Consider the following 12,206-nt stretch of genomic DNA (forward strand, 5'->3'; position numbering starts at 1 on the left):
GGCCTTGTATAAAGCGAAGCCGCCGCCCGGGAACGGGCGGCGGCTTTTTTGCAGGTATCGCATGAAGTTCCGAATAGTTCTGAATTGCAAGGCGCGACATCCGCGCCCGGCAATGCGCTCACCCCAGGTTGCGCGAGATGATCAGCTTCTGAATATGGCTGGTGCCTTCATAGATCTTGCAGATGCGGACATCGCGCAGATATCGCTCGACCGGGAAGTCGGTCAGATAGCCGTAGCCGCCATGAATCTGCAACGCATCCGAGCAGACCTTCTCGGCAATCTCGCTCGCGAAGAGCTTGGCGATCGAGGCTTCCTTGATACAGTCGAGCCCCGCGTCGCGCAGACGGGCAACATGCAGGCAGTACTCGAACGCCACGTCCACTTGCGCGGCCATGTCCGCGAGATCGAAGGCGACGCCCTGTAGCTTGATGATCGGCGCGCCATACGCTTCGCGCTCCTTCGCATACTTGACGGCTGCATCGAGTGCCGCGCGGGCGACGCCCGCCGCGATGAACGCAATGCCGATGCGCCCGTCGGACACGCCGCCCATCACGGTGCGATAGCCAGCGCCTTCGCCGCCCAGCAGGTTAGACGCCGGCACGCGATAGTCCTCCAGCACGATCTGCGCGGTGTGGGCCGTATGCTGCCCGAGCTTGTGCTCGATACGCGCGACGTGATAACCCGGCTCCTTCGGGTCGACGATGAACGTGCTCGCGCCGCGCTTGCCGGCCGCTTTGTCCGTGATGGCGAACGCCACGCCGACGCCCGCTTCGCTGCCGTTCGAGATGAACTGCTTGGTTCCGTTGAGCACGTAATGATCGCCGTCGCGCCGGGCGGTGGCGCGCAGCGCGGCGGTGTCGGAACCGGCATGCGGCTCCGTCAGCAGGAACGCGCCGATGGATTCGCCGCTCGCCATCGCGGGCAGATAGCGTTGCTTCTGCGCCTCCGTGCCGTGCTCGGCGATGGTCAACGCCGTGAAGTTGTGCACGTGGACGATCGTGGCAAGGCCGGCATCGACCGCGGCGATTTCGTGCTGTGCGAGGCAGAACTCCAGGACGCCCGCGCCGGTGCCCCGTATTGCTCGGGAATCAGCATGCCGAGGAAGCCGAGTTCGGCGAGCGCCTTCAACTCTTTGCGCGGCCACGCCGATGTCAGATCGCGTTCGGCAGCCGTCGGCGCGACGATTTCGCGTGCCACGCGCCGCGCGCTATCGCGGATTAGCGTCTGCTGTTCGGTGAAGAATGGGTTGGTGGTGTCGGTCATGCGGGTCCGCCTTTGTCGGTCGAAGAGTGCCGGTTATGAGCGATGCGTCGAGTGGGTCGTCCAGTCTTCGAACACCGCCTGGTTGTGTTCGCCGCGTCGTGGGATAGGGCCGGGGCGGGCGGGCGGCGTCGCCGAGAAGCGCGGCGCGGGGCTTGCCTGAAGCACGCCGTCTTCGCGTGTGTAGACTTCGCGCGCGCGCATATGCGGATGATTGGCGGCTTCGTCCGGACTCAGCACCGGCGCGAAGCATGCGTCGGTGCCTTCCAGTAGCGCGCGCCAGTCGTCGCGGCTGCGGCTTGCGAAAAGCTCCGCGAATCGCTCGCGCAGTTCGGGCCATGCGCGGCCATCGTAGGGATCGTCGAAGAGGGGATCGGCTTCGAGACCGATCCTCTGACGCAACTCGCGATAGAACTTCGGCTCGAGCGAACCGACCGAGATGCACTCGCCGTCCGCGCAGCGATAGGTGTTGTACCAGTGCGGGCCATCCAGCAGGCTTTGGCCGCGTTCGGTGCTCATCTGTCCGGACGCCTTCAGCGCGAGGAGGAGCGACGTCATGTGTGCGCTGCCGTCGACGATCGCGGCGTCCACGACTTGTCCGCTGCCGGTCGCGCGCGCATGCATGATGCCGGCAAGCAGGCCGACGGCGAGATACATCGACCCGCCGCCCACATCGCCGACGAGGCTCGGCGGCGTGACCGGCGTTTCGCCGGGCTGGCCGGCGTACCACAGCGCGCCGGACAGCGCGATGTAGTTGAGATCGTGGCCGGCGGCGTGAGCCAGCGGACCATGTTGCCCCCACCCGGTCATGCGCCCATAGACCAGACGCGGATTTCGTTCGAGGCAGACATCGGGGCCGAGGCCCAGCCGTTCCATGACGCCCGGACGCATGCCCTCGATGAGCGCATCGCAATGTTCGACGAGCCGTAGCACGGTCTGCACGCCCTCGGCGGACTTCATATCGACGGCGACGGAGCGCTTGCCGCGATTCGCGATCTGCACGCTGCCGAGATCGAGCGCATCGGCGGCGGCCTCGATGCGCTCGACCACCACGACATCCGCGCCGAGATCTGCGAGCAGCATCCCGCAGAACGGACCGGGACCGATGCCCGCTATCTCCAGCACTCGGATTCCGGCGAGCGGGCCTTGTCTTGGTGATGTCGCTGATGTCATTGGCGGTCCCGAACGATTTTTGATCCGGCCAATGATAGACAGCGGAAAGATGCGTGACGCCCCCTATTCTTGAGGGGGCGGAAAACCAGTCGCGCGTCTTAATCTTCGATCGTTGCCGCAAGAGAACCGCGTGTGCGGCGCGTGCGTTATGCAATCGGGTGATGCATGACCGCGTCGCTTCGGGCAAGTGCAATGCAATGGCAAGAAGAGGAAGCCAATGAATCTGACGAACAAGGTAGCGATCGTGACGGGCGCAGCTTCGGGGCTTGGCCTTGCCACGTGCAAGGGCCTCGCGAAGGCCGGGGCCGTGGTGGTCGGATTCGATCTCGACCAGGCGAAACTCGATGACGCGCTCGGCCCCGAGATGACGGGCATCGCCGTCGATGTCGCCGACGAACATAGCGTTCAGCGGGGCATTGCGAGGGTCGTCGAACTGCGTGGACGCGTCCATGTCGCGGTCAATTGCGCGGGCATCCTCGGTCCATGCAAGACGCTCTCGAAGGGTGAGATGTTTCCGTCCGATCTCTGGAATCGCGTGCTTGCCGTCAACCTAAGGGGAACGTTCAATGTGATCCGCCACGCGGCGCTCGCCATGACAAAGAACGATCCCGACGATACCGGGGAGCGCGGGGTGATCGTCAACACGTCATCGGGCGCTGCTCGGCAGGGGCAGATGGGCCAGGCCGCTTACAGCGCGAGCAAGGCGGGTGTCATCGGCATGACGCTGCCGATCGCACGCGATCTGGCCGAACACGGCATTCGCGTGGTATCGATCGCGCCGGGGCTGTTCGAAACGGGCATGTCGGCCGGCATGCCGCCGAAAGTATCCGACGCCATACTCGGCAAGTTGCTGTTCCCTCAGCGGATGGGCAAGGCCGAGGAGTTCGCGGGGCTGGTGCGGCATATCGTCGAGAACGCGTATCTGAATGCGTTGACGATCGATATCGATTGCGGGGTGCGCTGAGAGTTGCTCGAACACGGCGGTTTGCGAAGCCGGGGTGTTACAGGCCCGCTCTGTCGAGCGGGCCTTTTTCATTCCCGATTCGCAAGCGGCAACGCTGGAACGACGCTTGCAAAAAACGTCGTGCGGACGGCGCGTCCGGCGATTCGCCGGCCGGTCGATCTGCTTCCGACGTCATGCAATGAAAGAGGATGAACGCCATGAAGACCGCACCGCCCAGCAGTCAAACCGAACAGGACGCCAAGGCTGAAGCCAATTCCGGCAAGCCGGCGACTACATCCAGCGACAAGCCCGGCAGCGGACAGCACGCTGCGAATCACACCAAGGCCGGCAAGGGTCAGGGCGCTGGAGGAGGCGCGAAGCAGCAGCACGGGTCGAAGTAACCGGCGGAACCGTGCGCGGATGGCCGGCAAACATCCGCGCACGCACGCGCGCTTTTTTCTCGGGCGATGCGCTTACGCCCCCGCGGCACGAACGTTGCGCTCTTTTTTGGCGCAGGCGGCGAACGTCTGCACCCTTATTTCTGTCCGATAAAGGAGGCCGAACCATGAACAAGGCAATCAGCACGTTAGTCGCGGCCGTCGCGGCGCTGACGCTGGCAGGCGGAGCTTATGCACAAGCCGGCGGAGCGGGCGGGGCTGGAGGCGGAGGCGCGAACGGCGGCGGCGCGGCAGGCAGCACGGCCAGCCCGGCGAATCAGGTCAACGGTGCGACCGGCGGATACGGCACGCCCGGCATGACCAATTCGGAGAGCGGCATGTCCACCAAGGGTACGGGCCTGCCGAGCAGCACCAATAGCGACGTGGCGCCTGCTGCGCCTGCAACCAGCAACAATACGCTCGCGACGCCAGGCGTGAAGTCGCCGGCAGGCAAGTAACGCAGTTTCGCGCGTATCGCATGACCGCTGCACTGACGCGGCGGTCGTTTAGCCTGTTGTTCTTCGCGTAGACGGCTTTTGCCGCTGCCGGCGCGTCAAGGCGCTTTGAATCGCGGATGAATGTTCGGCCGGGCGAGCACGATATTTGCTCGCCCGGCCGAGCCATGCGCGCTCGCGTCGACACCGCATCGAAGCCCTGCAAAAGCGCGTCGCCGTCGCGCTAAGGTGAGCCGTCGACGTGGCGTGTACTGCGGCATCAGAGCCACGACGCTTGTCGAAGCTTCACGCTTACCGGTTCGTCGGGCCCGGTTCAATCAGCAGTAAAGAAACGCAAGCGCATCGAAAGACCGGCACTTCGGTTGCGATGATGATCTTACTCAGTCCAATGTAATTCCATCGAACCGATGCCCGCCCAGCGGACTGATCAAATACCCATGCACGCGCTTTGAGATAGGCTGGAACGTGTCGGCGTGAGCGATCGGCGTATAAGGAACCTGGTCTTTGAAAACCACCTGCGCCTCTTCATAGAGCTTGGTGCGCGCGTTCTGGTCCGTATCGAGCCGGGCCTTCGCCAGCAGATCGTCGAACTGTTTATTGCACCACTTCGCCATGTTGCTGCCATGCACGGCGTCGCAGCCGAGCGTCGTGCCGAGCCAGTTGTCGGGATCGCCGTTGTCGCCGAGCCAGCCATACAGGATGGCGTCGTGCTCGCCGTTCGTCTTGGCGCGCTTGTTGTACTCGGCCCATTCGTACGTAACGATGTTCGCCTTCACGCCGATCTTCGCCCAGTCGGACTGGATGAGCTGCGCCATCAGCCGCGCGTTCGGGTTGTAGCCGCGCTGCACGGGCATGGCCCAAAGCGTGATCGTAAAGCCATCGGGGAAACCAGCCTCTTTCAGTAACGCTCGCGCGCGTGCGGGATCGCGCGGCGCGTCCTTCAGCGCCTTGTTATACGACCATTGCGAGGGTGGCATCGGATTGGTGGCGACCGTGGCGGCGCCCTCGTACACGGACTTGATGATCGCCTGCTTGTCGATTGCCATGTCGAGCGCGCGACGCACCAGCACGTTGTCCAACGGTTTATGCGTCGTGTTGTATCCGACGTACGCGACGTTGAATCCCACGCCTGACAGTACGGCGAGATTCGGCTTCTTCTTCGCACTCGCGATATCGGCGGGGCGTGCGAACGACGTAATCTGACATTCGCCGCTCTCGAGTTTCTGTTCGCGCACGGCGGCGTCGGGTGTGATCGAAAAGACAAGCTTGTCGATATGCACGTCTTTCCGGTTCCAGAAAGTCGGATTCGCATCGTAGCGAATGGTCGAGTCTTTCTGATAATCGCGGAAAACGAAAGCGCCCGTGCCCACTGGCTTCTGATTGAAGTCTTCGACCTTGCCGGCCTTCAACAACTGCGCGGCATATTCCGCCGATACGATCGATGCGAACTCCATCGCGACATTGCGCACGAATACCACGTCGGGCGTCTTGAGCGTGAAGCGCACGGTGTAATCGTCGAGCTTGTCGACGGACGCGATGTTCTTGTCGTACCCGAGGTCGGTCAGATAGGGAAAGCTGACCGGATGCGCTTTCTGGAAAGGTTCGTTCGGATCGATCATTCGCTTGAACGTGAACACGACATCGTCCGCATTGAAGTCGCGCGTCGGCTTGAAGTATGAAGTCGACTGAAACTTCACGCCATGACGCAGATGGAAAGTGAACGTCTTTGCATCCGGCGACGCGTCCCATGTCACGGCAAGACCCGGCGTGAGATCGAGCGTGCCGCGCTTGAATTCGACCAGTGTGTCATAGACGGCGTGCGCGCCCGCATCGAAGTCGGTGCTGGTCGTATATTGCGCGGAATCGAACCCGGCGGGACTGCCTTCGGAACAGAACACGAGCGTTTTGCTCGCGGCTTGTGCGGATGGCGGCGCGGCGCTCATTGCGAGGACGGTCAAGGCGGACAGTGCGAGCGCACGCATCGGCGCGGCGCATGAACGGTGTGTTGCGGCGTTTCTTGTCATTGTCGCTTTAGCACGAGAAGGATGGGTTCGATGTCGTACTGTACCAAGGGGATGAATTGGCCACATGGTGGACTGTCAATGTAAGTGCGAATACCGGACCTCGGGCTTGCTATCGCGGCTGCCTTTTGTTGGCCGGGCGCGCATCCGGCCAGCACGAATGTTTCCTGGATCGACGAGAGCCGAACATGATGACGTGCTCTTGTCCGAATGCAAAGCGACAAAAACAGCTAACCATTGCACGAGAGTTCAGAAGGAATTTTCCGTGTTTGCCAATGAAATGGATATATCGGATCGCTAACCATTACACCGCGAGATACCCATATCGATAGTCCAAACGACCGCTACGCTTTGCGAGCATCCGGCGCGAATATTAGGAATGTCGCCAAAGATAAGTTTATGAAGTTTGCTTGTTTGCCTGGCACGTTATGGGACCGTAAGCTTTCCCCTCTCTCGCGATGCCGCCTGAATCGTGCTTCCTGCGCCGGACAGGGCCGCGGGCGCATCGCGTCTTCTGTCTGCCCGGGGAATCAAATTCGATGAACGTAAATCAACCGGCGCTTGCGCGCGCTTTGACCATATCCATGACGATCGCACTGAGCGCGGCGATCACGGCTTGCAGCAAATCGGAGTCCGCAACGGCTACAAGCGCGGCGGCGAAACAACCCGTCGCCGGCGGAGACCTCACCTGGGGCGTGACGACCGAACCCGCCTGCTTCGATCCGCATCGTTCATCGCAGCAGAATTCTTTCTGGGTCATCCGAAATTACATCGATTCGCTGATTTCCAAGCGTACCGACGGCACGTATGCGCCGTGGCTCGCGAAGTCGTGGACCATTGCCGCCGATGGCAAGAGCTACACCTTCACCCTGCGCGACGACGTGAAGTTCACCGACGGCACGCCCTTCAATGGCGACGCGGTGAAGGCCAACTTCGATTACATCCTGAACAACGTCAGCACGACGTCCTCCTCGGCGTCGTTGCTCGTCGCGTTCGATCACGTCGAAGTGGTGTCGCCTTATGTCGTCAAGCTCGTGATGAAGCAGGCCGACTCCACGACGCTCGAGTCGCTGTCGAGCGTGAAGCTGGGCTTCATCTCACCGAAGGCGCTCGCCGAGAACAAGGATCTGTGCGGCGGCGGTCCCGGCATCGTCGGAACAGGGCCGTTCGTGTTCAAGTCGTATCAGCGCGGACAGCAGGCGACGTTCGAGCGCAACCCGGATTATCAATGGGCGCCCGATAACGCCGCGCATCGCGGGCCGGCGTATCTCGATCGCGTCACTTATCGGTTCTTGCCGGAGGCGGCCGTGCGCACGGGCGCGCTGAGTTCGGGGCAGGTCGACTTGATCGAAGGCGTTCAGCCGACCGACATCGCAGTGTTCGACAAGGTCGATGGCTTCCAGTACGTGCACGGTCCGTCCGCGACCACATCGTTCACGCTGAACATCAACTACACGGTGCCGCCTGCCAACGACGTTCGCGTGCGGCGCGCGCTGCGCGACGGTTTCGATCTCGACGCCATCGTAAAGAGCGTGTATCTGGGCACGGTCCGGCGCGCGTGGTCGAACATCGGTCCGGACAATCCGGACTATGCGAAGCAGCTCGCGGGTTCATGGGGCAACAAGATCGCCGATGCGAACCGTCTGCTCGACGAAGCCGGATGGACCGCGCGCGACAAGGACGGATTCCGTACGAAGGACGGAAAGCGACTAACGGTCGAAGTTGGATACCCCCAGCCTTATGTGCGCGACAGCCGCGACGTGCTCATCCGGGCAGTGCAGTCGGCGCTGCGGCAGAACATCGGCCTCGATTTGAATCTGCGCATCACGACTGCGGGCGACTTCGCCAATCAAAAGGCGACGGGCGTGTGGTTCATCTATCCGAACACGGACAACCCGTCCGATGTCGCGATGGAACTGTGGGACATGCTCGGCGACAAGGGCTTCCTGTACAGCGCCATTCCCGGTTCCGACAAGAAGATCACCGGCGATATCAACCGCGCGCGTCTGATGCCCATCGGCGACGAACGGCGCAAGCTGCTCGGCGAGATTCAGGAGCGCGCAGTCGATCAGGCGTTCATCGTGCCGCTTTTCGCGCCGGTGTATCACCTGGCGTCGAAATCGAACGTGCATGGCGTCGGGTTCGAGCCGCAGCTCGACGGCCCGGCGAGCGCCTACGACATCTGGATCGACAAGCAGGGAGCCTGAGATGCGCAAAAAAATCGGGACGCGCGTGCTGACGGGATTGCTCGTGTTGTGGCTCGCAGCGTCGGTCGCCTTCGTCGCGATTCACGCGTTGCCGGGCCGCATCGAAGACGTGCTGGCGGGCGATCTCGCGTATCCCGGCTTGCGCGAGGCGATCGCCGCGCAGTGGGGGCTGGACCACAGTCTGCCGTGGCAATACGGGCAATTCCTGCTGCGGCTCGCGCATGGCGACCTCGGGACGTCCTTCGTGATGCAGCAGCCGGTGCTCGACGTGCTTCGCAGCCAGCTTTGGCCGACGATGCAGCTCGCGTTGTCCGCAGGCGCGCTCGCACTGGTGCTCGCGATTCTGGTGGCGACACTCACGGCGGGCGGCGATGGCACGCGTGGGGCGTGGAGCGCGCTCGGTGCGCGATGCGCATCGCTGATCGAACTCACGTTCACGTCGACACCCGTCTTCTGGCTCGGCATGTTGCTGCTGATCGCGTTCTCGTTCGAATTGCGGATCTTTCCCGTGTCGGGCGCTAACGGCTGGCGCGCGCTCGTCCTGCCCGCCGTGACGCTGGCGTTGCCGACCGCCGGGATACTCTCGCAAGTCATGCGCGAATCCATCGAAGTCGCGCTCGCGAAACCGTTTGTCACGACGATTCGCGCACGCGGCGTATCCGAACTCGTACTGCGTGCGCGTCATGTCCTGCGCCATGCGTTGCTGCCCGTCGTGACGCTCGGCGGCTGGCTGATCGGCAGCCTGCTCGGCGGCGCGGTCATCACAGAGAAGATGTTCGGCCGGGCGGGCATCGGCAGCGTGACGCTGAATGCGGTGACCTCGCAGGATGTGCCGGTGGTGCTGGCTGTCGTGTTGCTCGCGGCGTTCGTGCATGTCGTCGTATCGACGTTGCTCGACATCGCCTATCTCTTCATCGATCCGAGGTTGCGTAGCCAATGAGTACCGTCGACCGTATCGCGTTCGCCCCGCGTGCGAGCGTGCCCGTGCCTGCGGGCGTGCTGATCGCCGCAGCGTTCCTCGTCGCGCTTGCCATTGCAATGGCGTTTCCGCGCATCGTGACGCCGTTCGATCCGCTCGTCAGCGATGTCGCCGCCGCACTTCAGCCGCCCGGTTCGCAACATTGGTTCGGCACCGATCGCATCGGGCGCGACGTGCTCTCTCGCGTGATCTACGGCGCGCGGTATTCATTGCTGATCGGACTGGCGAGCATGATCGTGAGCCTCGCGATCGGGCTCGTCGTCGGACTGTTCGCGGGCTTGTCGAACCGTCTCGCCGATGAAGCCGCGTCGCGCGTGTTCGACGTGCTGTCCGCGTTTCCTCCGGTCTTGCTGTCGCTGTTCGTGGTGACGTTTCTCGGGCAAGGAATCGTCAATATTGCCGTGGCCGTCGGTATCGCGGGCATCCCGAAGTTCGGGCGCGTGCTGCGCTCGCAGGCGCTGGTCGTGCGCCGCGCCGATTACGTGACGCACGCCGTCAGCTTCGGTCTCTCGCGCACGCAGATTTTCTTCCGGCATGTGCTGCCGAACGTGCTCGTCGCGGTGCCGGTCATCGCGACGATCGATATCGGCAGCGCGATCATCGCCGTATCGGGCCTGAGTTTTCTAGGCCTCGGTCCGCAACCGCCGACGCCCGAATGGGGCGTGATGCTCGCCGAGGGACGCGACGTGTTGCGCGTCGCGTGGTGGCCGAGCGTGTTTCCGGGCATGGCGATCACGTTGACCGTCCTGTCGTTCGCGGTCATCGGCCGCTTCCTGCAACGCAAGTTCGAGGTGCGCGCATGAAGTCGCAGGCGTGGGTTCAGGATCGGCTGCTCGTCGACATTCGCGGGCTGTCGATTGGTTTTGCCAATGCGAATGGCGGCGCGCCGCTCGTGCAAGGCGTCGATCTGACGATTCGCCCCGGCGAATGCGTCGCGCTCGTCGGCGAATCCGGCTCCGGCAAGAGTCTCACGGCGCGCAGCCTGCTCGGCCTGGCGGGTCGCGGCGCACTAATCGGTGCGCAGCGCTTCGAAATCGCCGGACGCGATGCGCTCGCGTTCACCGAGCGCGACTGGCGTGGCTTGCGCGGTCCGTTTGCCGGATTGGTGATGCAGGACGCGCTCGTCTCCCTCGATCCGCTGCGCACGGTCGGCGCGGAGATTGCCGAAGTGCTGGCGCATCATCGGGTGCTGCGCTCGCGGGCGGATCGCCGTGCGCGGGTGCATGACGTGATGACCGATGTCGGCATTCCGGAACCGGCGATGCGTGCCCGGCAGTATGCGCACGAACTCTCGGGCGGTTTGCGGCAGCGCGCGCTGATCGCGTCGGCGATTGCGGCCGGCCCGGCGCTCGTCATCGCCGATGAACCGACGACGGCGCTCGATGTCACCGTGCAGGCGCAAGTGCTCGCGGTGCTTGCCGAGCGTCTCGCGCAGGGCGTCGGCGTCTTGCTCATCAGCCATGATCTCGCGGTGGTCGCGGGCATCGCGGATCGGGTGCTCGTCATGCACGGCGGCCATGTCGTCGATAGCGGGGCGACGCGCGACGTGCTGCACCATCCGTCGCACGATTACACGCGGCAGTTGCTGGCGGCGCAGCCATCGCTGGAGTCGCGCGGGCATCGGCTGAGTTCGGCCCGCATCGCGTCGACGGCGCGCGGCTCGATGCCGGCGATCGTGCGCGATCCGCTGCCGGCGCGGGCGGCTTCGTCGGATCGCGTGGTGCTCGACGTCGAGGGCATCGGCAAGACCTACAGGAGGCGCGGCGGTGCGCGCGACGAACGTTTCACCGCGCTCGATGACGTGTCGTTTCGCGTGCGCGAAGGCGAAGTGCTGGGGATCATCGGCGAATCGGGATCAGGGAAAAGCACCTGCGGAAATATCGTGCTGGGGCTGCTCGCGCCGGATCGCGGCGCCGTGCGTTTCATGGGAAGCGAATGGAATGGCGCGGGTCTCGCCGAGTCGTCGCGTCGCGCGCTGCGCGCCCGCATGCAATACATCCCGCAGGACCCTCTGAGTTCGTTCGATCCGCGGCATGCCGTGCGCGAACTTCTCGCGGAAGGGCTGCATTCGCGGCGTCTTTCCAGGGCGGACGTGCTCGACCGCAGCGTGGAATTGCTGGAACAGGTGGGCCTTGGCGCGGCGTATCTGGACCGGCGGCCCGTGTCGCTTTCCGGCGGGCAACGGCAGCGCGTGGCGATCGCGCGGGCGCTTGCGCCGGAGCCGGCGCTAATCGTCTGCGACGAGCCGGTTTCAGCGCTGGACGTCTACGTTCAGGCTCAGGTGCTCGATCTGCTGGTGTCCGTGCAGGCGCGGCATTCGACTGCGCTGCTTTTCATCTCGCATGACCTCGATGTCGTGGGGCATCTGTGCGATCGGGTGCTCGTCTTCAAATCCGGGCGCGTCGTGGAGGAGGGCGACGTGGACACAGTGTTCGCACATCCGAGGCACGCTTATACCCGATTGCTGAAGGCATCGGCGCCGACGTTCCGGCATCGACATGAAGATCGTCTCGACGAGACGAGCGCGCTCGCGCGGGAGCCGATGCTTTGAGCGTGGACGTCACGCTGTGCGGCGGGCCGATTCGTGCGGTTCCAGCTCCCGAACTTGTCTGAAATAACGCTTCGTCCGAGTGTCCATGCGTATAGGCACGATGATGCACGAAGACGTTGAAGCTGCGTCGCACACGCGTTGCCGCCATTAAGCTCGCAATTTTGGGTCAAAGCTTGGTAG

At 63.6% G+C, this 12,206-nt stretch carries 9 protein-coding genes and 1 pseudogene; 7 read left to right on the top strand and 3 right to left on the bottom strand.

All coding sequences use genetic code 11. The annotated features are described in order from the left end of the window. Nucleotides 1–118: 118 nt before the first annotated feature. Together BG57_RS03980 and BG57_RS03985 are read right to left on the bottom strand one after the other, a co-directional pair. Nucleotides 119–1,263: pseudogene (locus BG57_RS03980) on the bottom strand (acyl-CoA dehydrogenase family protein). A 33-nt stretch (nucleotides 1,264–1,296) separates the two neighbouring features. Continuing rightward, nucleotides 1,297–2,433 carry a CaiB/BaiF CoA transferase family protein gene (locus BG57_RS03985; protein ID WP_035960310.1) on the bottom strand — a complete coding sequence of 379 codons (1,137 nt, stop codon included), beginning with the start codon at nucleotides 2,431–2,433 and terminating at the stop codon, nucleotides 1,297–1,299. Nucleotides 2,434–2,650: 217 nt separating this feature from the next. Here BG57_RS03985 and BG57_RS03990 point away from each other — a divergent pair, with 217 nt between their 5' ends. The 3 genes from BG57_RS03990 (at nucleotide 2,651) to BG57_RS04000 (ending at nucleotide 4,271) form a co-directional block, all read left to right on the top strand. After that, the gene (locus BG57_RS03990) at nucleotides 2,651–3,397 is read left to right on the top strand and encodes an SDR family NAD(P)-dependent oxidoreductase (RefSeq protein ID WP_035960312.1); all 747 of its coding nucleotides are present in this window, start codon (nucleotides 2,651–2,653) and stop codon (nucleotides 3,395–3,397) included. A gap of 197 nt (nucleotides 3,398–3,594) precedes the next feature. Beyond that, nucleotides 3,595–3,777, top strand: a complete 183-nt coding sequence (locus tag BG57_RS03995) for a hypothetical protein (protein ID WP_035960313.1) — start codon at nucleotides 3,595–3,597, stop codon at nucleotides 3,775–3,777. Between the two features lie 164 nt (nucleotides 3,778–3,941). Further along, on the top strand, nucleotides 3,942–4,271 hold the full coding sequence (locus BG57_RS04000) for a hypothetical protein (protein ID WP_035960314.1): 330 nt from the start codon (nucleotides 3,942–3,944) through the stop codon (nucleotides 4,269–4,271). A 377-nt stretch (nucleotides 4,272–4,648) separates the two neighbouring features. On the opposite strand, the gene BG57_RS04005 is transcribed toward BG57_RS04000, so the two are convergent. Beyond that, entirely contained in the window at nucleotides 4,649–6,250 is a 1,602-nt protein-coding gene (locus BG57_RS04005) for an ABC transporter substrate-binding protein (RefSeq protein ID WP_152562506.1), read from the bottom strand. A gap of 623 nt (nucleotides 6,251–6,873) precedes the next feature. Here BG57_RS04005 and BG57_RS04010 point away from each other — a divergent pair. The 4 genes from BG57_RS04010 to nikE are packed head-to-tail and all read left to right on the top strand — an operon-like array spanning nucleotide 6,874 to nucleotide 12,026. Next, complete coding sequence (locus tag BG57_RS04010; protein ID WP_035960472.1) at nucleotides 6,874–8,496, top strand: ABC transporter substrate-binding protein; 1,623 nt, start codon at nucleotides 6,874–6,876, stop codon at nucleotides 8,494–8,496. 1 nt (nucleotide 8,497) lies between these two features. After that, complete coding sequence (locus BG57_RS04015) at nucleotides 8,498–9,436, top strand: ABC transporter permease (protein WP_035960316.1); 939 nt, start codon at nucleotides 8,498–8,500, stop codon at nucleotides 9,434–9,436. Then, entirely contained in the window at nucleotides 9,433–10,278 is an 846-nt protein-coding gene (locus BG57_RS04020; RefSeq protein ID WP_035960317.1) for an ABC transporter permease, read from the top strand. Before BG57_RS04015 ends, BG57_RS04020 begins: the two co-directional genes overlap by 4 nt. Beyond that, the gene (gene nikE / locus BG57_RS04025) at nucleotides 10,275–12,026 is read left to right on the top strand and encodes a nickel ABC transporter ATP-binding protein NikE (protein ID WP_035960319.1); all 1,752 of its coding nucleotides are present in this window, start codon (nucleotides 10,275–10,277) and stop codon (nucleotides 12,024–12,026) included. The genes BG57_RS04020 and nikE overlap by 4 nt, the downstream gene beginning before the upstream one ends. Nucleotides 12,027–12,206 lie beyond the last annotated feature (180 nt).

The organism is Caballeronia grimmiae, assembly GCF_000698555.1.
Classification (GTDB): Bacteria; Pseudomonadota; Gammaproteobacteria; order Burkholderiales; family Burkholderiaceae; genus Caballeronia; species Caballeronia grimmiae.